The organism is Massilia sp. CFBP9026, assembly GCF_034045165.1.
GTDB classification, from domain to species: domain Bacteria; phylum Pseudomonadota; class Gammaproteobacteria; order Burkholderiales; family Burkholderiaceae_D; genus Telluria; species Telluria arenae.
Genome location: NZ_JAXCWH010000001.1, coordinates 855,249 through 880,823, shown reverse-complemented (window position 1 = coordinate 880,823; position 25,575 = coordinate 855,249). Strand labels below are relative to the sequence as shown.

Sequence of the window (25,575 nt, the reverse complement as noted above, 5' to 3'; positions counted from 1 at the left end):
TAAATAGCAGACACGAGCCCCGAGTGGGGCTCGAGCCGCAAGGCAACTCATCCTGTGATCAGAGCAGATTGTCTCCATGCTTGGTTACCTTGACGGTTCCATTCCTCGATCGTAGATTCCTTTCCTCCTCGACGGCCTCGCGGAATTCGACTCCGGCCGCTGCTGCAGCTTCAGGATAAACGGCAACTCGATCGCCGATCTCGTCGCCAACGATGGCATACGGATCGTCGACTTCTATCAGGCAGTCCTTCTCAACATCATCTGGCCACACAGGAATTTTACTGGTCCGCATTGCGAAGATGCGGAACAGGCTGGTTAAAGCACACAACGGCCAAGCCACTAGGTATATCACAAAGGGTACCGACGCGAAATTTGCAAATACTCGCTCTGTGCCAACACGGATGCTCTCTCTCCTTCCATCCAGAGGCATGCAGAATTGAACCTGGCCTGCAACTGCCTCTGGCCCATCCTCCATGTAACGCCTGATGAATTCCCAATGTGATCGAATGAAGTCGTACTCAGATGGACCGCTTACGCCTGGGTCGATGTCGTTCGAATTCAAAGGTCCTGTGTAACTTAGAGCGAACGTCCTTCTTATAGTCGAAGTATTCGGCTCAAGAATATGCCCGCGGACCTCCCATTCATGCAACCCCTTCATATGACCGAGGGTGAAAAAGATCTCATCCCAAGGTGTGGTACTCACCGTCCCGTCCGTATGGAAAACGTGAACGACTCGCTTCTTACGATTGAATCTCATCGGGTAATGCGTGAAAGTGAAGCAATCCCTGAGCAAAATCCAGATTCCAGCAAGAAATGTGGAGGCTGCAATAGGTGCAATCATTAATATTATTTCGACATCATAGGGCAGCAAGGGCCACCCACCGGATTTTGAGAACGCTATGGAAATCATCGAGCCCATCATCCACACTGGAATCGCAGTTGCAGGAATCAAAAAAAGCAAAAGACTGCCGCGCCAACCATACCATTTATCAACAGACTCAAGGAATGTTGAGTTCATTTTAATCACACAAAGCTGAAAACGGGGTTCGACATTCAGCCTTTGTTTTTGTGCCAACCGGTGCCTAACCTCCCTTTCGCTCAAATACCGATTGACTTTATACTTGGGAAACAACCCAAAATAATTCATGGATAAACCCCCTTGAATACTTGAGCAAACTGCTCTTGCTCAATTTTTATATTCGAATATCGCTGATCACGCAGTACTCCCCATGGACATCGCTCAAGCCAATCTTGCAATGAATCATCTTTAAAAAATTCAATCAATATTCCAATAGCCACTAGTAAGACTGCGAGCGCAAGCGTTATCGGAAACGCCGCCCCAAAAAGAACTGCTATCGTCATGCATAAACCTAAGCCCGCCGATATCGCATAAGCAACAGCGAGTAAGCCAGAGCCGTTCTCGCTAATCACTTCCCCAATCTTGACAACATCTAATGCCGCGAAGATAAGGCCTGCCGCCAAACCGGCACCTTTTCCAATAAACATCAGCGCCCTAGCCGTTAGTGACGCAAACTTTTGCCCAAAGCGAAGTCCTTGACGTGCACGCGATTCCAGTGCGTTACTTATCACTTCAGATGTGGTCCCCACTAAGCCGCCAATCGCTGCCATCCGCCGCCAACGGGCGTCTCGCCTTTCATTGGAAAGGCTCGTTTGCTCATCTTCATACAGCTTTGTCAAACAAACAGTCTGCAGGATTGCTGTCACAACTCCCCATCGAACTTGTTGATTAACTATCGATCGCCAGCGTTCTAAACGAAGTGATTCCAATTGCTCCACCGATCGCAAGCTAGACTTCAACTGTGCTTCTTGTGCAATTCGACTCATACCGCCGGGCAGGTTCTCGATAGAGGCGCTATCGGCACTAACCACCCAACGCAATTTTCTGCTTCCTTCGACCCGCTTGCCGCGTATTCGCAAGCGCTCCAACTCGAGGCTTACCGCCGCGCGCAGCTGATTCTCGCTAATCACCGCACCACTCGTCCGTATCATCTGCTTCGCGAGATACCTCACGAACTGCGATCGCTTCCCACTGATTTCGAAGACAGTGACGGCATCTCCAGAGATGAACCCCAACATCATCAGGGCCTTATGTAAGCCGGGTCGGCCATCCACGACTTTACCCAGGATTCGGGCCACAGGGCCTGATATTTGCGCAATATACAATGCAAGCCCGTTTGTGGAATTATTATCCAACGCTTCAATTGCGGCCTTGTAAGCTTCGAACAGGCTGTCCCATGGTATTTGCCGACTATCGAGAGCGATTTTTGAAGATGCCTCTATCGAATCTGCAACTGCAGACTGGTTAAGGATTGAGGCCCTCAAAATAACATTCTTTTTATCTTGAAAATTGCCCTGAAGGAGTTCTACATATAATTTATTGCAGCAGGCTTTATCCTGTGTTCCAGCGAGACAGCTGGTCACCACATTCGTATAAGCCACTCCACACAGAGCATTGGATGGATCATAATTAAATTCAAAATAATCCGTGAATGTCGCGCTCTTGAACCATTCCACATGCCGCAGAGCCAACGGCGCGATGGATTGCTCATCGAATACCTTGAGCTTCGCATCGAATTCCACCCGCCATCGCTGACGAGCGGCGTCATCGAACTTCCTGTCGTATTTCGACCACGCGGACGCAGTAGCTCGGTCAAGCTCATCAGCCGTGACCTCTCGCACATTCGAGGTCTTGTTACGTATTGACTCCGACAGAACATGTCCTAGCGGGTTTATCGCTTCCATTTTCGACGCGGCCATCCGTGCAGCCTCGATCTCTTCCGTTTCAGCCCTGCCAATGATCGAATTTTTAATCTGATCGATTCCCGCACTTGCAGCAAGATTCCTCTGATCTGTAGGATTTTTCGCTAGGAACGACTCAAGCAGATGGGTCATCAGGAAGGCAAGCTCCTGTACTATTCCTGCTGGGTCAGGCACCGTGACAATCAATCCTTTTCCTGCCTGTATGCCCTCGAACTCCTTCACCAGCTTCTCACCGCCGCCGAAGCACGAACAATATCGGAATGGACTCGCATCAATCATCGGCTTGATACGCGGCGATGGCAGCGAATACTCTGCTACAACCGCTTCCACCTGGCGGATCGACGTATGCGGCGCGCTCTTCCCCGCCATGACGCTGCGGACATCTACTTCCACCATATGACGCCTGCGAACCTCCCGGTCCTCGTTATCCTTGCGCACCTTCTCGGTCCACAGTGTGTCGCTGAAACCGATCCATACCGAGGTAGCGTTGCGTGGATCGGAAATCGTGATACAGCCAGCAGCTTCGCGATGGCCATCGATCGTGCAATTAAAAGGTCCAGTTGGAGTAAGCAACGGCGTGAGAATCGACGTCAGCGAAAGCTTGTAGAGAAGCGCCTCCGGTGTCACGAAGTAGCAATCCCACCTCCGCCTGGCTTCGTCATATACGTTGACGTAGCCACTGCGCAGCAACCGCTTGGTATAGTAGGCAGTCGTGGACGGCAATGCTATCGACGGGCCTTTTGCAGCCGGAACCCCTGAGCCAGAAGGCGCCACTGCATCACGCACGAGCAATAGAGGCAATCCCCGCTTGTCGCAGAACTCGCATTTCTTCGACGCTTGCATGACAGTCTCCGGTTTGTACCTACTTATCGCTCCGCAGAGCGTGCCAGACATCGGGGTTGATCAGTGCGAAATGGTCAGACAGATAGGAATCGTGGCAGCTTGACGCATGGAGTCTTATGGCGGCAGCGACGCTGAGCTCATCATCGAAACCGGCGCGGCAAACGAGGGCACGAAACGCGAACTCGGTGAGATCCTCGATCTCCCGCAGTCCATATCGCGACACCGCACGATCCAGCGCCTCCTCGGCTGCCTCGCTACACCTATCCACCTGTGCGGCATCTCGTGTACCCGCACGTTGAAGTGCACGATTCACGATCCCTATTCGCCCGATGCGTGCCCAGTCCCTGTGCGCGGGCGCTTCATTGGCACGGTCCAAGCCAGGCTGCTGGGCCCTCGATTTGATCTCACGCTCCACCCATTCACCTCCGATCCGATAGGCGATGGCCTCGACGCGCCCGAACAAGTCGCGACACTGTGCAGGGGAAAGGATGCGAAATAGCTGATGTAATACCCGGGGGTCATGCATACGTAGCCAGACAAGACCTCCGCCATAAGGGGACGCGAGCTGCATGGCATTCCAATGGCGCTCGACTTCGTCCATGCCTAACGTCGCCTTCAGCATCACTGCCACAAGCGGCGTTCTCATTTCGGGTGCAGCGGCATCGTTACCAGCGATGAGCGTTTCCAGCTCTGGTTCGCTTGCGGACCTCAGGTCGACCAAGGCAGGCATCAGGTGCGCGCTGCGTGCCAATCTTCGCGGCACCAGCGGCGCGACACGCACTCCCGTCGGGACCAGTGCGCGCATCGCGGCATCGACCACGCCATATGCATGGCCCCTGACAAATTCATTCATATGCGTCGCCATGGCGTCTTCCAAGTCAAGAGACCGGCACGATGCCGTCCCCCGCAGTAGCGGCGCCCGCCGCACGCATTTCACATAGTTTCAGCTCCCCGGGCTGCGGTAATTTCACCTCGGAGGATGCCTTCTGCGGCCCGCCAAGTTCCTTTTTGCCGGCTTTGAATTCGACCTTGCCGGGAGCATGCACTTCGATATTGCCACCCTCCAGGCGTATGCAAGCGCCCTGGGCAGTCAATAGCACGTGCTTGTTCGGTGCGCGCACCGTCACCGACTTGGTGATACTGGCCACCGTGACAGATTTGTCGGCAACGAACCGGCTCACTCCGGATTGGCTTTGCACGCTCAGGCGACCACTAGCCGCATGAAACTTCATCCCTGTTTCCTGAAGCGGTCGCGCCTTGTCGTCCGCCTTGCCATAACTGAACAGGCTGATACCGGCAGCAGCCATGACCGATATACCTTCCTGCGCGACGATCCCGACGTCTCCACCCGCCGTCAGCGCCCCTGTCTGTTCCGCCGCGAAGATGACATTCGCTGGTGTGACCGCGACGATGCCTGCCGGACTCCAGAGCTGCAAGAGGGCTTCACCATAGGCGGTAGCGCGACTCGGATCTCCGCCGGCGGAACCGGATCTCCCAGTCGCAGTCCCAGCCAGAGCCTTGGAGGTCTCGCGCATCGCCGCCAGCGCCGGCAACGCATCTTGCGACGGTTCGCCGGAAAGCACCGCCTGGTGGTCACGGGCACGCTTGGCCAAGTCTTCCTGCAGTTGGCAGCACTGCTCGACCTGCCCGCTTGCGGCCGAACTCAATTGGTCGCGTGCGCCGTCCTGCATTCCGCCAGCCAGCAGCAGGCCGTTTCCGGCCCTGAGTGCGGCGGCATGCGCGGTCATGAGCTCAGCGCCGGCACCAACCGTTTCCAGTCGCTGGTTATCTGCTCGGTGCCGCAAGTGGCCAAGATTGAGTTCCGCCATGCCATCATGCGCGCGCTGATGCCGCTGCAGGCCGAGACCGGACTGGCCCGGGCTGTCGTCGAACACCAGCTGACTGTAGGCATCCGTGCCAAGCTGGCTGCCGCGCATCGCCTGCGACTTGAATCCTGACAATACCGCTGGATGCGCATGTCCGCCTTCCTCGCCAGCAAACCATGGCGCCGCATTGCCGGTCGCAGCACCGCCGCCGCAATGCACCTGGTTATGCTGCGCATCCTGCTGCCCGCGGCCGTTGTACAGGCTCGCAATGGCCACTGGCCGGTCGATATCCCCGTCCAGGAAATCGATCAGGACCTCTTGCCCGACCCTCGGAACGAAGGTGGCTCCCCAGTTGCCTCCAGCTACCGGGGCCACCACCCTTACCCAGGTGCCGGCCATGTCGTTACCCGGCGCTCCCGTGTGCCCGTCGGGCGAGGGGTGCTCCAGGCGGCTGTGGCTGGCCATCCCGCGTTGCCAATGAAACTGCACCTTGATGCGATGATCCCGATCGGTATGTACTACCGAGCCCGGCGGGCCGACCACGATGGCCGTCTGCTGCCCCTGGACTGTTGGACGTGGATGAAGCAGCTGGCCAAAACCATTCTTGTCACTCGTTCGATATGGAATGCTGGCCAGGATCGCTTCGACGCAATTGCGATACAGTGGGCGCTCGACTTTCCGGGCGCCCGCGGTTTGCAGATCGCGTTCGGCGAGCAGCGCGCAGCCGGTAGGTCCGGGCCCGAGCAGGTCGGTGATCTCGCCAAGGAGCTCCGCCGGAAGGTTATTGTGCATCAGGTGAACAACACGGGTTGCAAGAAAGGTGCGCGCTTCATCGCCCTTCTCGCGATCGAATAGCGCATGGCTGCGCAAGGTGAATGTCGTACCTGCCATCAAGGTACGCACCGTGCCGGCGCAAACATGCACGACACGACGCGCCTGCAAGGCCTGCAACTGGACCTCGGCCAGGCGATTGCCTTGGGCGCGGCTCGAATACGCATATACCCCGGGCATATCGCGACTGCGAAGCGGCGGGCCTTCCGCATTCCATTCGTCGGCGTTCACCGGCCGCGTCCGCGCCGCCCGGTAGTCCCAGGTATCCAGGTCGATTGAATTGGTATGTGATTTCGCCTCGGTACGCCAACGATCGATGCTATCGGCCTTCATTACCGCGCCAGGCCGTGTAAATTCCGCGACGGCTTGCCTGTTGCGCCGGAATACGCCATTGTGGTCGCCGATGACCATCGTATGCATTCCGTACGATTGGCTGCCAGGATTGCCTTCGTGCTCGAAGTAGTAGAACAGCCCCTCCTCGAGCATGAGACGCTCGATGAAGGCCAGATCGCTCTCCTGATACTGGGTAGTCAGGCTTCGTTTCGGGTAGACACCTCGCTCGATTACCTCGATTCTCCACGCGGGATCCAGTCGTCCCTTGCCCTGATATCCGCGGAATACGGTCTCGAGAATCTCGATGACGTCCATGCCCTGAAACACCCTGCTGTCGCGTCCAACTCCCATGAAGGCGGTCCATGGCTCAACCGTCAACACGTACCGCGCAAACCCTCCATCCGATCCTGCCAACTCGGCCGCCGTCACGTACCCATGAAACGCGCGATGGCTGAAGCGTGATTCAGCGGTGAGCAATTGCAGCAGCGCTGGCTGACCGAGCAGACTACGCAAGGATAAATGGGAGTCCGTCGACAGCACATCGATCCTGAAACGGAATCCGGCGCTGATCGCTTCCTCGCCGCGCACGCATTCGGCCAGCAGTCCAGGGCCGACAGGCGTGTGCAGCGCGAGCAGGCGGGTGTCTTGTGTGAAGCGAACGAGCGAGGCGAGCGCGACTTCCGCTGGTTTCGGCATGTGCCCTCCGTGCAGCGCCACCGACCGCGGAAAATTTCCTATGTCTACATGTGGCGCGGGAAACATCGAGGATTACACGCGACATGCGAGTGGATGCTCTTGAGAAAACTCAGGCAATCACGGACAAGCTTTTTCACTCATACAATGGAAGTACCAAGCACTATCCAGCTTCGTGGATAATCATCGCCTATGCACAATCCGAGAATTCATCGTTACCCATGAACCAGCTCCTGGCCATGCGCGCCTTCGTGCGCGTAATCGACACCGGCTCGTTCAGCCGCGCCTCGGACCAGCTGGGCTTGCCACGCTCCACCGTCAGCAAGCTGGTCGGCGATCTCGAGGTCCACCTCGGCAACAAATTGATGCACCGGACGACGCGCACGGTGGCGGCAACGGCCGAGGGCGTCGAGTACTACCAGCAAGCCACCCGCCTGCTCACTGAATTGGACGCGATGGACCACGCCATGCGCGGCCAGAAGCGCAAGCCGCACGGTCATCTTCGGATCGATGCCCCGGCCTCATTCGCCACTTCGCTCCTGATTCCCGCCCTGCCCGCTTTTCACCGCGAATACCCGGACATTACCCTGGCGCTCGGCATCAGCGACCGTCCCGCGAATATCGTCGGCGAAGGCGTCGACTGCGTGATCCGCGCCGGCGAGGTGCATGAAATGTCAATGGTCGGCCGCAAGCTGCTCGACCTGCGCTACGGCACTTTCGCGTCGCCCACCTATCTCGAACGGGCGGGAACGCCACGCACGCCCGCCGACCTCGAGCAACACGTGCGCCTGGGATACTTTTTTGCAGCCACGACAAAGCCGAATCCGCTGGTCTTCGAGCGTAGCGACGAGCGCTTGGAGATCGAGACCAGCGAATTATCCACCAATGATGGCAACGGCCTGCTGGCATTGCTGCGGGCCGGCATGGGCATCGGCCAGCATTTCACGCAGATGGTGCAGCCTGCGATCGACGCCGGCGAGCTGGTGCCGATCCTGCAGGATTGGAACCGCCCCGCCATGCCCTTCCACATCCTGTATCCGCCGAACCGGCACCAGAACGCCCGCCTCACGGTGTTCGTCGACTGGCTGATCGACACTTTCCGAGACTAGCGCCGCCCAAGCGCCGGGATGATTACTCGATAATCGCGGTCACCCGGATCTCGATCCGCATGCCCGGAGCGCCGAGTTCCGCCACACCCAGCTCGGTCCAGATCGGCGCGCGATTCGGCATGTACTGGCGGAACAATCGCGCCATCGTCTCGTTGGTCTCGGGAGGAAAGCCGCCAACGTGATAAGAGTTCACGTGGATCACGTGCTCCCACGTGGCGCCGGCCGCCACCAGTACGCGTTCGACATTCTTGAAAGCCAGTTCGATCTCGTCCTCGAGCCGATCCGGAAACTGCAGCTCGTCGGTCCAGCCGCCCTGTCCCGAGATCTCGACGCGGTTGCCGACCTTTACAGCCTGCGAATAGCCCAGCTTTTTATAAAACATCTCGCCGTAACCCGGGGTCACAAAGAATTCTGGTTTGTCCACGTTCCTGTCCTTTCGGTTTCTGAAGTGACGCCAGCTTAGCCCCTTCCCGCTTCCAGATACAGACCGGTTCGCTGCCAATACCATCCATCCAGCTGCACAATCCTGGCTAATTAGGCCAATGCAGCTGTCATACATTGACATAAATAGATGAGAATCGTTATCATTCGTAGTCGCATTCATTTGTCATAGGTAGACATGTGCTCTTCGAGCGCTGGTCCGCCACCCACTCATCGTTAAAAACAGGAAAAAAGATGGAAAAGCAGGTCAGCGCCAACGGAAGCCGTAAATTGAAGACCCTGACGGTCTGTGTGGGCCTCGCGCTCCCGTTCATCGCTCAAGCGCAGTCCACCGAGAGCAACACCGCCGCCGGCACCACCTCGATGCCGCAAGTGCAGGTCCAGGCCCAGAAACTGGCCGACGACGTCGGCTCGTACACCATCGGCCGCACCCGCACCGCCACCCCGCTCGACATGTCGCTGCGCGACACCCCGCAATCGGTCTCGGTCATCACCCAACAGCGTATCGAAGACCAGGGCCTGCTCACCATCACCGACGTGGTCAACAACGTCACCGGCGTCTCGGTCAACCAGTACGAGACCCACCGCGGCAGCTTCACGGCGCGCGGCTTCGAAGTCACCAATCTGCAGATCGACAACATCCCGACCACCTGGGACGCCGCCTGGAGCGCCGGCGAGGTGCTGGGCAGCCTCGCCCTGTACGACCGCGTCGAAGTGGTGCGCGGCGCGACCGGCCTGATGACCGGCGCCGGCACCCCGTCGGCCGCACTGAACCTGGTGCGCAAGCGCGCCTTCAGCAAGAAGCTGGCCGGCCGCATCGAAGCCACCGTCGGCCGCTGGGACAAGCGCCACATCATGGCCGACGTCTCGACCCCGCTGAACGAATCGGGCAGCGTGCGCGGCCGCTTCGTCGGCGAGTTCGGCGAAGGCGACAGCTGGGTCAAGCACCTGGAGAACAAGGACCGCACCTTCTACGGCACGATCGAAGCCGACATCGGCCGCGACGGCACCTTCTCGGCCGGCTTCAGCCGCCAGAAGATGAGCCCACGCGGCCCGATGTGGGGCGGCCTGCCGTACCGCTACACCGATGGCTCGGTCATCCCTGAAGACCGTTCCCTGACCACCGGCACCCCATGGGCCGGCTACGACAACCAGTACGACAACTTCTTCGCCGACTACGAGCACCGCTTCGACAATGGCTGGAACGTGCGCTTCACCTATACCGACGCCACCCGCGACGGCGATTCGCGCCTGCTGTACCTGTCGGGCGTGCCGGATCGCGTCACCGGCGCCGGCATCGGCACCTTCGCCGGTTCCTACGTCATCCAGACCAAGCAGAAGGACTTCGGCATCCACGCCAGCGGCCCGTTCTCGGCCTTCGGCCGCGAGCACCAGGCGGCCATCGGCTACCTGCATGCCAAGACCGACTTCTATTCGAACAACCGTCTCGCGCAATTCCCCGGCTTGCCCGAAGGCGTGGCGCCGCCGGTCGACAACTTCAACAACTGGAACCCGGCCGCCTACCCGGTCCCGACCTGGGGCGCGCAAGCACGCTACCAGGACAGCGAAACCACCCAGCAAGGCCTGTACGGTATGGCGCGCTTCTCGCTCACCGACCGCCTCAAGGCCATCGTCGGCGCGCGCGTGACCAAGTACGAGAAGGAAGGCGGCGGCGCGTGGGAAGCTCCGTACGAAATCAAGCACTCCAACGAGATCACGCCGTACGCCGGCCTGGTGTTCGACCTGAACGACACCTATTCGCTGTACGCCAGCCACACCAGCATCTTCCAGCCGCAGAACCTGCGTGACCTGTCCAACAACCTGCTCGACCCGATCGAGGGCAAGGCGAGCGAGGCCGGCATCAAGGGCGAGTTCTTCGACCGTCGCGTGAATGCGTCGCTGGCCGTGTTCCACCTGAAGCAGGACAAGCTGGGCCAGGCCGCCGGCCGTATCGATCGTGACGGCCCGACCGGCCCGCTGCTCGAAGAGACCTACTACCGCGCTGCGGACGGCGCCACCAGCAAGGGCATCGAGCTGGACGTCTCGGGCGAGATCATCTCTGGCCTGAACGCCAGCATCGGCTACGCGATCTTCCGCGCCAAGGATGCGACGGGCACCGACTTCAACTCGATCTACCCACGCAAGACCCTGCGCGCCTTCGCTTCCTACCGCCTGCCGGGCGCATGGAGCAAGCTCACCATCGGCGGCGGCGTCAATTGGGAAGGCAGCACCTACACGATCGACGGCACCGTGGCCCCTGGCATCGACGGCCGCATCGAGCAGGATTCGTTCGCCCTGGTCAACCTGATGGCGCGCTACGACTTCACCAAGCAGCTGTCGGCTCAGCTGAACGTGAGCAACGCGACCGACGAGACCCACTTCGCGATGTTCTCGGCCTTCAACCAGCTCACCTACGGTGCGCCGCGCAACACCTCGCTGACCCTGCGTTACCGCTTCTGATGTCCTGAAGCGTTGACCCGGACGGGGCGCCGCAGCGATGCGGCGCCCCGTTTGCTTTGGGCCTGCTACGTCGATTTCTCCCAGCCGGTAGAATGAGGTTCAATTGTCACATCGGGAGCAAACACATGAAACGAACCGCACTGGTCGTCGGCGTCACCGGCATCGGCGGCAACCACGTGGCACGCGAACTGCTGGCCGGGGGCTGGGATGTGGTCGGCCTGTCGCGCCGGGCGCCGCAAGACCTGCCCGCCGTGCGCCACGTGGCCGCCGACCTGCTCGACCCTGCGGCGCTGGGCGCCGCGCTGGCCGACGTCGAGCCGACCCACGTCTTCATCACCACCTGGATGCGCCAGGACACCGAAGCCGAGAACATTCGCGTCAACGCCGCCCTGGTGCGCAACCTGCTCGATGCGCTGGCGCCCAAAAAGAGCGTGCGCCACGTCGCGCTGGTGACCGGCCTGAAACACTACCTGGGCCCGTTCGAAGCCTATGCCAGCTCCGGCACGCTGCCCGATACCCCGCTGCGCGAGAGCCAGCCGCGCCTGCCGCTCGAGAATTTCTATTATGCGCAGGAAGACGAGGTCTATGCAGCGGCCGAGCGCGACCGCTTCACCTGGACCGTGCACCGTCCGCACACCGTGATCGGGCTAGCGGTCGGCAACGCGATGAACCTGGGCACCACCCTGGCCGTGTACGCGACCATCTGCAAGGAGACCGGCCGGCCATTCCAGTTCCCGGGTTCCGCGGCGCAGTGGAACGGGCTGTCGGACGTCACCGATGCGCGCATGCTGGCCAGGCAACTGGTATGGGCCGCCGATACCGACGCCGCACGCAACGAGGCGTTCAATATCGTCAATGGCGACGTGTTCCGCTGGAGCTGGCTGTGGCCGAAACTGGCCGCCTTCTTCGGCGTGGAAGCGGCGGGCTTCAACGGCGCCATCCAGCCATTGGAAGCTGCGATGGCGAACGACCACGCGCTGTGGCGCGAGATCGCCGCGCGCCACGGCCTGGTCGAGGCCGACCTGGATCGCCTGGCCTCGCCCTGGCATACCGACCTCGATCTGGGCCGCCCACTGGAAGTGATGACCGACATGGCCAACAGCCGGCGCCTCGGTTTTACCGCTTACCAGGCCACCGACGATTCGTTCTACGACCTGTTCGCACGCCTGCGCGCCGAACGCCTGATCCCCTGATCGTTCAGCCGGCCGGACAGGCCGGCGCCTGCCCCTCGGCTTGGGCCCGCACCGCCTGCGCGATCGTGGCCGAGAGCTTGTCCAGCGCCGCCCGGTGGCCTGCCACCAGGGCGTCGTGGCCCATTCCCACCGGTTCCTGGAACACGCTGCGGCAGGTCTGCATCTGGCCGCCAGGCTGACTCCCCTCAAGTCGGCGCACGCTCCACACCACATCGAGCAGCGCCAGGCTCCCGGTGCGCGATTCGAAGCGCTGCACGTCGGCGCCGATCCGGTACAGCGTGCTGCCGTCCGGCGCCGCGCTGCGGTAGACGTCCACCCCGCCCAGCCGGGCCGCGATCCCGAGCGACAGGCTGTTGCCGATCTCCTCGGCCAGCGGACCGGCCCAGCGGTGGTGTTCCTCGAGGTCGATCGTGCCTTCGCCGGTGCTGACCACCATCTGCGGGCGGCGCAGCTGGGCCGGCACGGTCACCGGCCGCATCTCGAAATACAGCGGCGCGGCGCTAGCCGCGGGCGGCGTCGCCGTCGCCGAGCCACCGCTCAGCGTGTAGAAGCGGTCGACAGGCGTGCTGCTGCAGGCGCCCAGGACGGCGGCGAATGCCGTAGCGACCAAGGCGCGGCGAGGGAATGGGAACGACGTCATCACTTCTTCTCCTGGGGTTTGCCGCGGATGATCGACTGCGGATTACGTTCGAGGTAGTCGGCCAGCGCATTGAGCTTGGCCATCGTGTCCGTCACTTCCTGCAGCGCCTGGCGCAGGTCGGACTGCAGCGGCGAATCCTGGGCCAGCAGGTTCTCGGCGCGCGCAAAAGTACCTTTAGCGGCGGTCAGCGTGCCCGTCATCTCCGGCAGCACCTCGCCTTCGAGGCGCGACAGGGTCGCATTCGCCTGCGCCAGCGTGCGATTCAGGTTATTGCCGATCTCGTCGAACGGCACCTTGTCCAGCTTGTTGGCGATCCGCGCCACCTGGCTTTGCAGCTCGTCGAGCTGGCCCGGCACGGTCGGCAGCACCACCAGCTCGCCCTGCTGGCCGATCGCGGCCTTGGCCGCGTTGGGGAAGAAGTCGAGCGCCACGTACAGCTGGCCGGTGAGGATGTTCCCGTTGCGCAGCTGGGCGCGCAGGCCGCGGCCCACCATCATGCCCATCATGTCCTTGCCCTCGCGGCCCTGGTTCAGGGCGTTCATGAAGTCCTGGCCCAGGCGGCCCGGGTACATATCGATCGTTACCGGCATATTGAAGCGGCGCCGCTCGCGGTCCCATTCGATGCCCACGCTGCGCACCTCGCCCAGCGCCACGCCGCGGAAGTCGACCGGCGCGCCCGGCGCCAGGCCGCGCAGCGTCTGGTCAAAATACAGCACTGCGCTGGTGGCCGGGCCGTCGGGCGGACGCAGGGCCGCGGCGCGGTCTTCGGCGAGGCGGTAGCGGCTGCCCGCCGGGGCCGGCGCGGCCGGCTTCCTGCCGTCGGTCGACTCGAAGGCGATGCCGCCGGTGGCCAGCGCTGCCAGCGACTGGGTGTTGAGTTTCAGGCCGCTCGCGTCCAGGCGCAGGTCGACGCCGCTGGCGTGGTACCAGCGCGTGTCCATGCCGACGAAGCCGATATACGGATCCTCGACGAACACCGACATGTCGATGCCCTGGCCGGCCTTGTCCAGTTCGACCTTGGCCACCTGGCCGACCCGCACGCGCCGGAAGAAGACCGGCGAACCAGGCGCCACCGAGCCCAGCGTGTCGGCGTGCAACAGGTATTCGCGGCCCTTCAGGCCGATCGGGATCGGCGGCGCCGTCTCCAGGCCGGTGAAGGCATTGCTGGAATCCTCGGAGGCGCCGGGCGCGGCGCCGATATAGGGGCCGGACAGCAGAGTGCCGAGCCCCGACACGCCGCTGGCGCCGATCTGGGGACGCACCACCCAGAAGCGCGAATCCTTCGCCGTGAAGCGGCCGGCCTCCTTGGCCATCTCGATCTTGGCCACCACCCGATTGCCGTCGTCGGCCAGCGTCACCGACACCACGCGGCCGATGTCGACGTCCTTGTACTTGACCCGGGTCGTGTTCGCCTCCAGCCCTTCGCCGGTGGCGAAATACACGTACACCGTGGGCCCCTTGTTGGTTACCCATTGGACCACCTGCCAGGCGCCGATGAGGGCCGCCAGCAGCGGGATCAGCCAGATCAGCGACGGCAGCCAGCGGCTCGGGCGGTCGACGTCGGGCGAGGCGGGCCCCTGCGGCGGTCGTGCGCCGTCCGGTTCAGACATGTCGTTCTCCATTCGATTCAATAGGGTCCCAGATCAGGCGCGGGTCGAACTGGTGCGAGGCAACCATGGTCAGGATCACCACGCAGCCGAAAGCGATCGCGCCGGGGCCGGCGGTGATCGTGGCCAGCGCCTCGAAGCGCACCAGGGCCACGGTCAGCGCGACCACGAAAATGTCGAGCATCGACCAGCGGCCGACGAATTCCACTACCCGGTAGGCGCGGGTGCGCGCCAGCGGCGCGGCGCGCGAGCGCAGCTGGGCGGTGGCGTTGAGCCAGGCCAGCGCAACCAGCTTCGACACCGGCACGACAACGCTGGCGACGAAGATGATGATGGCCAGGCCCGGCGAGCCGGTGTTCCAGAACAGCACCACCCCGCTCATGATGGTGTCGCCCTCGGCGCCGCCGCCGATCATGCGCGAGTACATCACGGGCAGCAGGTTGGCGGGTACGTAGAGCAGCGTCGCCGCGGCCAGCATCACCCAGGTCCAGCCGATGCTGTTCGGGATCCGGCGGTGCAGCGCCGCGCCACAGCGGCGGCAGTGACAGGCGCCGTCCTTCGAGCGCTGCCAGGGATAGCCGTTGACCAGGCCGCAGGCACGGCAAGTCAGGAGTGTATCCGGCGCGTGGGCCACGGCGACTGCCGCGGCGCCCTGCGGCGGGCGCGGCGCCAGGCGGTCGGCCAGCTCCCATAGCGCCTTGGGTTCGTAGCGCATCACGAGCGCGCACAGGATGGTGAGCACACCGAATGCGAACAGCCCCGGATGCGGCACCACCCGTGCCAGGCTGGTCATCTTGATGACCGTGATCAGGATGCCGATCATCAGCACCTCGGTCATGGCCCAGTGGCGTGCGCCCTGAACCACACGCAGCACGAGGTGAAAGCCGGGGACGCGCCGGCCGCGCCGCAGGCCGATGGCGACGTATAGCAACGCGCCCAGTTCCAGCCCCGGGAAGACGACGGCGCACAACAGCACCATGGCCGCGACCACCTGCATCCCGGCGTTCCACAGCACACCCACCGCCTGCAGCAGGGTCGCGCCGGTCGCCATGCCGCCCAGTTCGAGCGTGACGATCGGGAAGCTCTGGGCCAGCAGGTAGACCAGCAAGGCGCCCAGGGTCAGCGCCACCAGCGAATCGGCGCGGCGCAGCGGTCCGCCGGCGTGCCAGCGGTACAACTCGTGGCGGCAGCGCGTGCAGCGCGCGCGCTCGCACGAGTTCAGCGGCTCCCGATGGTACAGGCAACCGCAGTCATGACAGCCGATCAGATGCTCCGCGCTCAATCGTTCTCCTCGCTCTGCTACATTAGTGCTTTCGCACTATGTATTATGACCGGAAGCAATTGAGCGCGTCTTTTCGATCGAATCGCGTGCTTTCCGAGGGTCAGAAGCGAACCTTGACGAAAGCCGATGGTCCCTTCAGTTTCAGGTCGAGGTCGGCGGTGCGGTCGCCGTTGCGGTGCAGGTCGATCTTCTGGACGGTGTAGTCGAGCACCAGGCCGACGTTCTTGTGCGGGAACCATTCGACGCCGACTGCGCCGTTCCAGACATGGCCTTCGACCGTGCCGCCATTCTTCTTGATGCCCGAGGCTTCGGCGTACAGGCGCCATTGCTCGTTCAGCGAGTGGCGCCATGCCAGTTCGACGGTCGGCGCCCAGACGCTGTCGCTGCCCGAGGCCGAACCGCTCCACGAGTAGTTCTCGACCGGGTTCGAGGCGGAGAGGTTGGCTTCGGCCGAACCGGAGATCTTGGCGCGCAGGTAGGCCGCGCCCAAGCCCACGCCGAAGGCGTTCTTTTCCTTGCCCATCCACCATTTGTAAGCGAAACGCGCCATTTCCAGGCGCAGGTCGGCGTCGGCCGTGATGGTGCCGCTGACCGGACGGCCTTCGTAGACCGTGTCGCCGCTGGCGCTGCCGGCCCAGTCTTCATCGAAGCGGAAGTAATCGAACGACAGGCCATGGCTGTCGCCGATCAGCATCTCGGCCTTCACGCGCGGCAGGGTGACGTCGTCGATTTTCTCGTCGGGCGTGTCGACGCGGCCGTAGCGGGTGTCGCCGCCCAGGTGGATCTTCGGCTCGGCATAGAAGGCGCCGGCCGAGATGCTCATGCGGTCGAGGGCAGGCGACTGCTGGGCCTGGGCCATGCCGGCGCTTGCCGCGCCCAGCAGGATGGCGCCCTTCAGGGCCGAGACGAGTGTGGTGTGAACGGTGCACAAGGCGGTGCGCGACGCGGTGCGGGACATGGAGCTCTCCGATAAATAATGTTGTTCAAATGCCCGCCAGACTATGTCTTGACGCGGCGACATTTATTATCGCAAGATGTCATTTAAACAATGCGCACGATTGAACTGACTTTGTGGTCAGCAAGAGACACTTCACCAAAAGTCGAAACATATGTTAGTTGACGCACCGCGCCGCGCAAATGGTCGCCGTATGGGCGATGGCATGGTTTATCATCAAGCAACATCAACTACTTCCACCGCGCCGATGAAGCAATACACGCTGCCGCAGAACTCATTCCTCCTGCTACTGGCGATCGTCACGATCGCTTTCATCTGGGTGCTGCTGCCCTATTCCGGAGCCGTGTTCTGGGGCGTGGTGTTCGCCATCCTGTTCGCGCCGCTGCAATCGCGCCTGCTGCGCGTGACCAAGGGTCGGCCGACCGCCGCCGCCCTGCTCTCGCTGCTGGTGATCATCCTGATGGTCCTGTTTCCGCTGGCCCTGATTACCTCGTCGCTGATCAATGAGGTCACCGTCATCTACGCCCGCGTCAGTGCCGGCGAGGTCAATTTTGCCTCTTACTTCAATCTCGTGATCCGCGCCCTGCCCGACTGGGCGATTTCGCTGCTCGAACGTTTCGAACTGACCAACCTGGCCTCGCTGCAGGACAAGATCACCGAAGGCGCGGCCCAGATCAGCCAGGCCACGGCGCACTACGCCCTCAATATCGGCCGCAACACGCTGGACTTCGTGGTCAGCATGACCATCATGCTGTACCTGCTGTTCTTCCTGCTGCGCGACGGCCGCATCCTGGCGGCGCGCATCCAGCGCGCGGTGCCCCTGTCGGTCGAGTACAAGGGCCGCCTGTTCCAGAATTTCACGACGGTGATCCGGGCCACGGTCAAGGGCAATGTGCTGGTGGCGATGGCCCAGGGTGCGCTGGGCGGCCTGATCTTCTGGGCGCTGGACGTCAGCGGCGCGCTGCTGTGGGGCGTGGTGATGGCCTTCCTGTCGCTGCTGCCGGCGGTCGGCGCGGCCCTGGTATGGGCGCCGGTTGCGGTTTACTTCCTGGCGACCGGCGACATCTGGCAGGGCGTCGTGCTGGCCGCCTACGGCGTGCTGGTGATCGGCCTGGTCGACAACATCCTGCGCCCGATCCTGGTCGGCAAGGACACCAAATTGCCGGATTATGTGATCCTGCTGTCGACGCTGGGCGGGATGGCGCTGTTCGGGCTGAATGGCTTCGTGATCGGGCCAGTGATCGCGGCACTGTTCATCGCGGCCTGGGATCTGTTCTCGCGGGCCGACGAGTTCCACGAACCGAGCGAAACGTAGGCAGTCGCCTCCCGACTATCGATCCGGAAAGCAAGGCACGGCATGAGAAGACAGATTGACACGACGCGCGTGAGCGAGGGCAGGCCCAGGTCCGCCGGGCTGCGGGGAAGCGGCAGTGAATCGGCCATTCGACACGCCGACAAGCGGCCGGGAAGTGTTGCACAACAACGGCTGTCGGAAATGGCCAACAACAGCGCGCACATCGTGCAACAGCACGCCTTCCAACGCATGGCGAATGAGCGCGTCGATGGGCGCCATGCGGCGCAGTTGGAGGCAATGGCGAGCGAGAATCGCACCGGCCTGCCCGACGCCTTGAAGGCCGGTATCGAACGTCTGTCCGGCTATGCGCTGGACGATGTGAGGGTCCACTACAATTCCGCCAGTCCGGCGCTGCTCCGGGCAAACGCCTACGCGCAAGGCACCGACATCCATCTCGCCTCCGGCCAGGAACGACATCTGGCGCATGAGGCGTGGCACGTGGTGCAGCAAAAGCAGGGGCGCGTCAAACCCACCGTACAAATGAAAACTGGCGAACTGGTCAATGACGACGACGGCCTCGAGGCGGAAGCCGATGTGATGGGTCGCCATGCTGTCCAGCTGGCTGCGGCCTGCGGTCAGGAGCGTCCTGAACATTTCAGGAACCATTCCGCCAGTCACGCACGTCCCGTTTTTCAGTTAGCGAAGGGAGACTATGATCCGGACGCCGACAACGCCGAGAAGATCGCCGCCAGGCAGAAAGAAGGATTGCCCGGCCTCGAACTGAGTGACGCCTTGATCAAGAAGAAGTGGCGCAAAGTCAATCGTCTCGCCGGAGAATTCGATCGGAAGAAGGCATATCTCGAGCCGCTCATTCCGGGCATGCTGGACCGATTGCGTTCGCTGCTGCAAACGCTGAAGGACGAACCGGCGGCGCCGGCGGCGTCGAAGGAAAAAAGCCTGGGCCTGATGACGTTCGTCGTTGCGGGACTCGACAAGCTGCCGGCCAGAGACCTCACCTGGCACGAGTTCGATACATTGAGCATGCTCGGCCCCCTCCTTCACTGGCTGAACGACGGAATGGACGACGACTCGAAAGACGCCAGCGCAGCGTATCCGGCCAGCGTCAACGCTACGCTGAAGAAGTTGAGGCGCCAGCAGGCGGAGCGCGTCGGCCCGAGCGTCGTCGCCCATCGGGGCGCTGGCCCGACCAACAGGACACGCGGCGGCTTGATCACGCAAACCGACCCGCGACGAACATCACGGCCCGCGGAGAATTCCGAAGAAGCGTTCGAGTCCGCGCTGTCGCAGACGACCGGGGTCATTCCGGTTGGCCTGGACGGCGTCCACCCCCTCGGCCTGGACGGCGTGGAATGCGATGTCTTCCTGTCCAGCGATGGCGTCCCGATCCTCAGCCATGAAGGCGCGGTGATGGAGCAGCTCAGTACGGCGCGTCAGGGCATACACGCCGCATTCGCGGGCCGGCCGCATGTCGAGGACTCGACGAGGGACGAGCTGGTCGCAGTCCAGCGCACGGAATCTGCAAAGAGCCGCTTCATGGATTTGCCGCGCTTCCTTGACATGACCGTCGATACCGCGAGCAAATACCATTCCGTCACCGGCAAGCCGTTCAGGATCGAAATCGAAATGAAAGGAAAGCCGCACGAATCGGCAGATCCGCCTGTGGACTCCATCAAGCATCCCGACAGATACCGGGCGCTGCTGCCGCAGCAGGTGGCCAAGGCCATCAGCAAGTTCAAGAAAACGCATCCGGACGTGCCGACCGAAATCATTATCTTCAATAATAGCGCGGAGGATTCCGCATCGTACGGGATGGTGCGAAGCACGAAGTCGCGGCTGGGCGGGCTCTATACCGGCTTGGGGAGTCCCGACGCGGACCTGGGGAGATCGGCTGGGGTGGATGAACTGAGGATGCCGGTGTCGGCCAAGAACGCCAGGGCTATCGGACACCCGAATTATGAGGAGTTCATACTTACCCTGGTGCCGGGCTCGGAACGGGATCTCACGCTCGAAAAAACCGAAGGCGTGAACCGGTTCGAAGCGCTCGACTTCAAACCTGACGTCACCGATCTGGAGAAGCTGCTGGTCTCACCGATGAAGAAGCGAGCGGACCTGCAGCAGACGGTCGCCCTCTTCACTTCCGCGCTGGAGCAGCGTATCGCCGAGCTCACACGACAGCTCGCACTCATCGAGAAATCACTGGACGAATTGCTCGCACCGCCACATGCATCCGCTGCGACATCGAAGAAGGGTTCCAAGCCGCTCGTCGCCATCAGCCCTCAAGACGAGGAGAAGAGGAAGCATCAGTTGGACGAAGATGGGCGGCAGATAAAAGCCGAACTCGTCAAGCTGGAAGGCGAACTCGCAGAGGCGAAAAAACCAGTCCAGTCGGAAATTGATCAAATCGCCGCCCTGACGGGTGAAATCACACCAGTGCAGAAACAGATCGACTATATCAAGCTGGTGAACAGCCAAATGCTGAAACCTGGCGCGGACGTCAAGGAGATCAAAGCGATCCTGAAAGCGATAGCAGAAAAAGACGCGAAGAACGTGCACCTCCTGACCGATACGCCACGCAATGCCGCGATCTACAAACAGCCCCCTTCCTGACAAGTTGCAGGGGCGGCAAACAGATTGCCGCCCCTGTCGTTCAAGAACCACCTTCGCGCAGGCAGGTCGACCATGACACATCTGTACATGCTGCGGTTCGACGGCGTATATTACGGTCCTACCGAAAACGGTGTTCGCAAAATATTTCGCTTTTATCCCGATGAGACAGTGATCGAGGCGACGACGGCAGCTGGATTATCGGAAATCGTCCCCTGGCTCAGAAAAGAACTGTTCACCGAAAGCCAGCACAGCATCGGTCGCTATCGCCGTTGCGGACCCGACATCTTCGTTGCCGCCACCAATGCCCCCGGTTATGGAACGATCGAATACTCAGGCATGTTGGTTTCGCCGGATGAGATCCGGATCGAGAGCAGGAGCCTGATCAACGGCAATCAGGCCCGCTACACGGTCCATTTCGTCCCTCTCGGGCTGGAAGGATAAGCCCACCAACCCGATCGGTTCGCAGATCCGGTTCGCCCTACGGCAGCTTGCGGCGCGACTTCTTGAAGTAGTAGCGCGACACCAACGCCGCCGCCACGATGCCGCCGGTGCCGTACAGCGCCAGCGTGTATTTCAGGTAGCCCGTCAGCAACGGATCGCTCACCACCAGCACCCCCAGCGTCACCAGCGGCAGGGCCAGCAACGCCAACATGCCCGCGAAGTACAGGCCGCTGTTGTCGACGCGTTCGTTGCAGCCGCGGCAGTTGAAGTACACCGCCCCCACACCGATCGCCAGCGCCAGCGATCCCCAGAACAGCCAGCGCAACTCCAGGCGGTATGGACACAGGATGCCGGCGCGGTAGATGATGTTGTCGGTCGGGTCACCGAAGGGCTGCAGGAACGCTTTCAGAAGCCTGTTGGCATCGTTGTCCTTCAGCTTGTCATCCTCGTCGGGTACACCGGCGAAGGCGAGCGGCCAGAAGCCGATTCCGCGGTAGTTGGCCGCGGCGAACACGATATCGTCGGCCAGTTGGGCCGATCCGACGCCGTCGTACGCGACCACCGGCGCCAGCGTCCACTGCAGGCGCGCGGCGTCGGCGCCGTGCAGCGCGTTCTGGATCCCGGTGCGCAGGGCCTTTTTGCTGTCCCGGGTCGGCTCCTGGAGCAGGGCCAGGATCGGTATATCCTTCCCCATCTGCCGGCCACTGTCCGCGAACGTCGCCTCGACCGGATTGACTTCCTTGATCAGGTCAATCAGGTTCCGGTAGGCGAACGGGCCTGTTCGGCCCAGGTCCTTGTAGTCGACCGCCATACTGATTCGCCGCTTGGGGTTCATCTTGTCGAGCCGCTTGTGCAGGTCAATCACGAACGCGTTGTACAAGTCCTTGTCCACCGCCGGAAAATCGCGGAAGTACAGCACGACGCCGTCGCCGCCGGTCGGACCGGCATCCTGGCCCAGCGAAGCCAGCCATATCGCGGCCTGGCCGCCATCGTCCGGCTCGCTTCCCAGCAGGCCCTCGATATGTTCCTCCAGCGCCTTGAGGACTTCCTGCTTGCGCTTGACTGTGAGCGTGCCCCATTCCGACCAGTCGCTGCGCGACACCACCCAGTCCACCTTCACGTCATGCCGATGGGCGGCGCGCATCATCGACGCCAGGTGATCGGGAACGATCAGTTTCTCCATGCCCGGCGGCCCCCGTAGCGCGCCGCTGTTGTCGACCGTCACCCCGTACAGTCCGATGCGCGTGAGCGAACCGAAGTCGATCTGACGCTCACCTGCGTCGAGCCACAGCGGATAGAATCCATACACCATCCCGTCCTGGTTCGGACGCGCACAACGACACCAGTCGGGCGCCCAGTTTTTTTTCTTGCGCACCGCTCGTGCGGGCACGGTGTTCGACATCTCGAAGTCCATCTCGCCTTCCAGGCGCGGAATCACGTCCCGGGCGAGTCTATATGCGATCTCATCGGCCTGCAGCTGCTCGGCTGCATTGCACCCATACCTCGCGCGTAGCTGCACTATCCGTTTGAACGACGCTTCGTCTCCGTGCATCAGCGCCTTGAGTTGCGCGAGACCAGGCTCGTCGAGCTTTCCCTGCAACCCTCCCGGCATGTCCTCGACCGGCCTTTTCTGCGGCACATCGGGACACATGCCCAGCGCACGCCTCACCTGCCAATCGAGAGCGGCATCGAACAGTTCCCTGGTCGGATACTGCGCATCCTCGAGGCCTGCGAACAAGACGGCAAGCGCCGGGTCGGGCTGCCCGCCCGCCGCCAGCTTGTCGGCTATTTCCGCGGGCACCTGGTAGCGCACGACGCGCGCGCCACGCACAATATCCAGCATCTTGTTCTCGACCGCCTCAAGCTGTCCGTCGGCAGCGGCAGTCTCGCTCAGCACGTCTTGGAACTCCAGGGCGTCCGCATACTCCTTGCGCGGGACCTTTTTCAATGCAATCACCGCGGCCTCGGGCATTCCTTCAGCTTGCAGGCGCTGCAGAAGTTCGTCGCTTACCAGATAGGCGTCGACTCTCGAATGGCGCTTGACCAGCGCCAGCGCCCCCTTCGGCGGAACGATTCCTTTCAATTCCTCGCGCACGTCCTCCTCGAAGATACTCTCCTGCACCGGCGGGCGGCCGGACAGCCGCCCGATGAGCTGGGCCACCGCGGCCAGGTCGCCGCTATTTTCGGTGCGCTTGGGGTCGTAGCCGAACGTCAGCTCGATCGGTGCGGCGCCGCGACGCACCGGCGGCGGCGCGCTCCGGTACTGCCTGATCAATGCAATGACCTGAGAGGCATCGCCCGAACGGCGCCGCTGCAGGCTGAGCTTCCGGGCCGGGTCAGGCTGGCCGGCGATCCATTCTTCGAATCCGGCGCTGGATAGGATCTGGACCCAGTCCGGGTAGGCGGTGGCAATCAGCGCGACCTGTTCCAGCGACGCCACCACGGCGCGCTCGAAATTGGGGTCGCTGGCAACGATGCCGTAGTCGCGGCAGAATTGGGTGAGCCACTTGAGCGTGACCGGCCCCACCACGTTATCCGTCAGCAGGCGCCGCTGGCCGCCGGCATCCTGCTGGAACTCAGGATTCGCGCCGTAGATGTCTCCCAAATGATCCTGGATCTGCTTGCCGCTGGTAGCGTTGTACTGACGGAAGACGTGCGCCGCCGCCGGTGTCTCGAGGCGACTGAGCAGGGCCCGCACGTCGGCGTCGGAGGTGTCCGGGCTAGGAACGTGCTCGGCAACCGGCGTTGCCTCTTTCGACGAGGACTGCTTGTCGGCATCGTCGCGTGTGCAACCAGATAACGCGACGGACAGCGCGATGCAAAATACGATGGCAATCGGCTTCATGTCAGAATGTCTTTCCTTCCTTGATCATTTCCTTGCGCACGCCCAGCAGCAGCTCGGCCTGCGTGACGTGGTCGCGTCCCTGGCGCGTGGCGCTGATGGCCGCGTGGCGCACCACATTGGTCATGGCCCCGCCAGCCAGCTCGTAGCCCTCGGCCAGCGCGCGCAGGTCGACGTCCGGTCCCAGCCGGCGCGGGTCGCGGAACATGCCCTGCCACAGGCGCAGGCGCTGGGTCGCGTCCGGCATGCCGAAATACACGGCGCTCTGGAAGCGACGGGCGAAGGCCTGGTCGATATTCGCCTTCAGGTTGCTGGCCAAGATCACCACGCCCGGAAAATCCTCGACCCGCTGCAGCAGGTAGGCGATTTCCTGGTTGGCGTGGCGGTCGTTCGAGGTATTGCCTTCGGTGCGGGTGCCGAACAGTGCGTCGGCCTCGTCGAAGAACAGTATCCAGCGCCGGTCCTGGGCCTGGTCGAACACATTGGCCAGGTTTTTCTCGGTCTCGCCGATGTATTTCGAGACCATCATCGACAGGTCGATGCGGTAGACGTCGACCCCGGCGCTGGCGCCGATCAGGGTCGCCGTCAGCGTCTTGCCAGTGCCGGGCGGGCCGTAGAACAGGCAGCGGTAGCCCGGCTTCACGGCGCGTTCCAGGCCCCACTCCTCCAGCAGCTTGCCGGATTCGCGGATCCACAAGCCGACGCTCTCGACGTCGTGGCGCGCTTCCGGCGCCAGCACCAGGTCGTCCCAGCCGAGCCGGGTCGTGATCAGCTTGGCCGGGAACTGGCGGTCGTAGTCCGGCTTGTGGCGCGCCCCGGTGGTGAAGCGCTGCAGGTATTCCGGGGACAGGCTGAGCATCGCACCGAGCTGCGGCTCGCCGGCGGCGGGTTGTTCGAGGCGCACGATGCGGCGCCGCATCAGCGGATGGTCGTCGTCGAACAGCGCCAGTACCCGGAAGCGCTGCGCCAGGTCGTCGCCCGCCAGCAGGAAGGCGGCGGTCTCGCAGGTCGGCAGGAAGCCTTCATGCGTCTTGCCGCGCCAGCCGCCGAACTCGGTGAAGCGCTGGCCCTGCAGCTTGTTCTGGGTGAAGAACAGGTCGAGCGCCTGCGGCCGTACGTGCGGCAGCAGCGCCAGCATCAGCACCAGCCGTTCTTCCATGCCGAAGCCCAGTTCATTTACCAGGGCCGCGTACTCGGACGCGTCGCCATCCAGGCCGGGAGGGGCCTCGAGCGCGCACGGCGCGTCGCCGTCGCCGAAATAATGGGTGAAGCGCGCGTGCAGCACCCTGCCGAACCAGTCGGCTTCGCGCGCCAGCGCCGCGGCATTGGCCAGCAACATCGGCTGCTCCATCGTGGACGTTGTCACAGGCCCCTCC

The 25,575-nt window shown here is 62.4% G+C and carries 17 protein-coding genes; 6 read left to right on the top strand and 11 right to left on the bottom strand.

The annotated features are described in order from the left end of the window. Positions 1 to 58: 58 nt before the first annotated feature. The 4 genes from SOM28_RS03575 to SOM28_RS03560 are packed head-to-tail and all read right to left on the bottom strand — an operon-like array spanning position 59 to position 7,310. Positions 59 to 1,147 (bottom strand): DUF6708 domain-containing protein, encoded by a 1,089-nt coding sequence (locus SOM28_RS03575; protein ID WP_320467219.1) that lies wholly within the window; start codon positions 1,145 to 1,147, stop codon positions 59 to 61. Further along, positions 1,144 to 3,624 carry a T6SS effector BTH_I2691 family protein gene (locus tag SOM28_RS03570; RefSeq protein ID WP_320467218.1) on the bottom strand — a complete coding sequence of 827 codons (2,481 nt, stop codon included), beginning with the start codon at positions 3,622 to 3,624 and terminating at the stop codon, positions 1,144 to 1,146. Before SOM28_RS03570 ends, SOM28_RS03575 begins: the two co-directional genes overlap by 4 nt. Positions 3,625 to 3,643: 19 nt before the next feature. Then, complete coding sequence (locus SOM28_RS03565) at positions 3,644 to 4,489, bottom strand: DUF4123 domain-containing protein (RefSeq protein ID WP_320467217.1); 846 nt, start codon at positions 4,487 to 4,489, stop codon at positions 3,644 to 3,646. A 13-nt stretch (positions 4,490 to 4,502) separates the two neighbouring features. Beyond that, a complete protein-coding gene (locus SOM28_RS03560) occupies positions 4,503 to 7,310 on the bottom strand; it encodes a type VI secretion system Vgr family protein (protein WP_320467216.1) in 2,808 nt (935 codons plus the stop codon). Between the two features lie 218 nt (positions 7,311 to 7,528). Here SOM28_RS03560 and SOM28_RS03555 point away from each other — a divergent pair, with 218 nt between their 5' ends. Further along, on the top strand, positions 7,529 to 8,416 hold the full coding sequence (locus SOM28_RS03555; protein WP_320467215.1) for a LysR family transcriptional regulator: 888 nt from the start codon (positions 7,529 to 7,531) through the stop codon (positions 8,414 to 8,416). A gap of 22 nt (positions 8,417 to 8,438) precedes the next feature. Here the strand turns inward: SOM28_RS03555 and SOM28_RS03550 are convergent, their stop codons facing one another. Beyond that, positions 8,439 to 8,840, bottom strand: a complete 402-nt coding sequence (locus tag SOM28_RS03550; RefSeq protein ID WP_320467214.1) for a RidA family protein — start codon at positions 8,838 to 8,840, stop codon at positions 8,439 to 8,441. Between the two features lie 251 nt (positions 8,841 to 9,091). Here SOM28_RS03550 and SOM28_RS03545 point away from each other — a divergent pair, with 251 nt between their 5' ends. Continuing rightward, positions 9,092 to 11,317 (top strand): TonB-dependent siderophore receptor, encoded by a 2,226-nt coding sequence (locus tag SOM28_RS03545; RefSeq protein ID WP_320467213.1) that lies wholly within the window; start codon positions 9,092 to 9,094, stop codon positions 11,315 to 11,317. A gap of 125 nt (positions 11,318 to 11,442) precedes the next feature. After that, positions 11,443 to 12,510, top strand: coding sequence for an SDR family oxidoreductase (locus SOM28_RS03540; protein WP_320467212.1), 1,068 nt, complete (start codon positions 11,443 to 11,445; stop codon positions 12,508 to 12,510). Between the two features lie 4 nt (positions 12,511 to 12,514). Here SOM28_RS03540 and SOM28_RS03535 read toward each other — a convergent pair whose 3' ends face one another. The 4 genes from SOM28_RS03535 to SOM28_RS03520 form a co-directional block, all read right to left on the bottom strand. Continuing rightward, complete coding sequence (locus SOM28_RS03535) at positions 12,515 to 13,150, bottom strand: PqiC family protein (RefSeq protein WP_320467211.1); 636 nt, start codon at positions 13,148 to 13,150, stop codon at positions 12,515 to 12,517. Continuing rightward, positions 13,150 to 14,760 (bottom strand): PqiB family protein, encoded by a 1,611-nt coding sequence (locus tag SOM28_RS03530; RefSeq protein WP_320467210.1) that lies wholly within the window; start codon positions 14,758 to 14,760, stop codon positions 13,150 to 13,152. Before SOM28_RS03530 ends, SOM28_RS03535 begins: the two co-directional genes overlap by 1 nt. Further along, positions 14,753 to 16,039: a paraquat-inducible protein A gene (locus tag SOM28_RS03525; RefSeq protein WP_123068219.1), complete on the bottom strand. Its 1,287-nt coding sequence runs from the start codon at positions 16,037 to 16,039 to the stop codon at positions 14,753 to 14,755. Before SOM28_RS03525 ends, SOM28_RS03530 begins: the two co-directional genes overlap by 8 nt. A gap of 100 nt (positions 16,040 to 16,139) precedes the next feature. After that, positions 16,140 to 16,997: a hypothetical protein gene (locus SOM28_RS03520; RefSeq protein ID WP_123068218.1), complete on the bottom strand. Its 858-nt coding sequence runs from the start codon at positions 16,995 to 16,997 to the stop codon at positions 16,140 to 16,142. 244 nt (positions 16,998 to 17,241) lie between these two features. Here SOM28_RS03520 and SOM28_RS03515 point away from each other — a divergent pair, with 244 nt between their 5' ends. The 3 genes from SOM28_RS03515 (at position 17,242) to SOM28_RS03505 (ending at position 21,357) form a co-directional block, all read left to right on the top strand. After that, complete coding sequence (locus tag SOM28_RS03515) at positions 17,242 to 18,309, top strand: AI-2E family transporter (RefSeq protein ID WP_123068217.1); 1,068 nt, start codon at positions 17,242 to 17,244, stop codon at positions 18,307 to 18,309. 42 nt (positions 18,310 to 18,351) lie between these two features. Further along, positions 18,352 to 20,916 (top strand): eCIS core domain-containing protein, encoded by a 2,565-nt coding sequence (locus SOM28_RS03510; RefSeq protein ID WP_320467209.1) that lies wholly within the window; start codon positions 18,352 to 18,354, stop codon positions 20,914 to 20,916. A 72-nt stretch (positions 20,917 to 20,988) separates the two neighbouring features. Beyond that, on the top strand, positions 20,989 to 21,357 hold the full coding sequence (locus SOM28_RS03505; protein ID WP_320467208.1) for a hypothetical protein: 369 nt from the start codon (positions 20,989 to 20,991) through the stop codon (positions 21,355 to 21,357). Between the two features lie 37 nt (positions 21,358 to 21,394). Here SOM28_RS03505 and SOM28_RS03500 read toward each other — a convergent pair whose 3' ends face one another. Both SOM28_RS03500 and SOM28_RS03495 read right to left on the bottom strand, forming a co-directional pair. After that, positions 21,395 to 24,202: a hypothetical protein gene (locus SOM28_RS03500; RefSeq protein WP_320467207.1), complete on the bottom strand. Its 2,808-nt coding sequence runs from the start codon at positions 24,200 to 24,202 to the stop codon at positions 21,395 to 21,397. A gap of 1 nt (position 24,203) precedes the next feature. Next, positions 24,204 to 25,565, bottom strand: a complete 1,362-nt coding sequence (locus SOM28_RS03495) for an ATP-binding protein (protein WP_229414839.1) — start codon at positions 25,563 to 25,565, stop codon at positions 24,204 to 24,206. Positions 25,566 to 25,575: the final 10 nt, after the last annotated feature.

Coding starts and splice junctions, on each gene's coding strand:
- SOM28_RS03560 (WP_320467216.1), bottom strand. CDS start 7,310: ATGCCGAAACCAGCGGAAGTCGCGCTCGCCTCGCTCGTTCGCTTCACA.
- SOM28_RS03535 (WP_320467211.1), bottom strand. CDS start 13,150: ATGACGTCGTTCCCATTCCCTCGCCGCGCCTTGGTCGCTACGGCATTC.
- SOM28_RS03555 (WP_320467215.1), top strand. CDS start 7,529: ATGAACCAGCTCCTGGCCATGCGCGCCTTCGTGCGCGTAATCGACACC.
- SOM28_RS03505 (WP_320467208.1), top strand. CDS start 20,989: ATGACACATCTGTACATGCTGCGGTTCGACGGCGTATATTACGGTCCT.
- SOM28_RS03510 (WP_320467209.1), top strand. CDS start 18,352: ATGAGAAGACAGATTGACACGACGCGCGTGAGCGAGGGCAGGCCCAGG.
- SOM28_RS03520 (WP_123068218.1), bottom strand. CDS start 16,997: ATGTCCCGCACCGCGTCGCGCACCGCCTTGTGCACCGTTCACACCACA.
- SOM28_RS03515 (WP_123068217.1), top strand. CDS start 17,242: ATGAAGCAATACACGCTGCCGCAGAACTCATTCCTCCTGCTACTGGCG.
- SOM28_RS03565 (WP_320467217.1), bottom strand. CDS start 4,489: ATGGCGACGCATATGAATGAATTTGTCAGGGGCCATGCATATGGCGTG.
- SOM28_RS03575 (WP_320467219.1), bottom strand. CDS start 1,147: ATGAATTATTTTGGGTTGTTTCCCAAGTATAAAGTCAATCGGTATTTG.
- SOM28_RS03545 (WP_320467213.1), top strand. CDS start 9,092: ATGGAAAAGCAGGTCAGCGCCAACGGAAGCCGTAAATTGAAGACCCTG.
- SOM28_RS03570 (WP_320467218.1), bottom strand. CDS start 3,624: ATGCAAGCGTCGAAGAAATGCGAGTTCTGCGACAAGCGGGGATTGCCT.
- SOM28_RS03500 (WP_320467207.1), bottom strand. CDS start 24,202: ATGAAGCCGATTGCCATCGTATTTTGCATCGCGCTGTCCGTCGCGTTA.
- SOM28_RS03530 (WP_320467210.1), bottom strand. CDS start 14,760: ATGTCTGAACCGGACGGCGCACGACCGCCGCAGGGGCCCGCCTCGCCC.
- SOM28_RS03540 (WP_320467212.1), top strand. CDS start 11,443: ATGAAACGAACCGCACTGGTCGTCGGCGTCACCGGCATCGGCGGCAAC.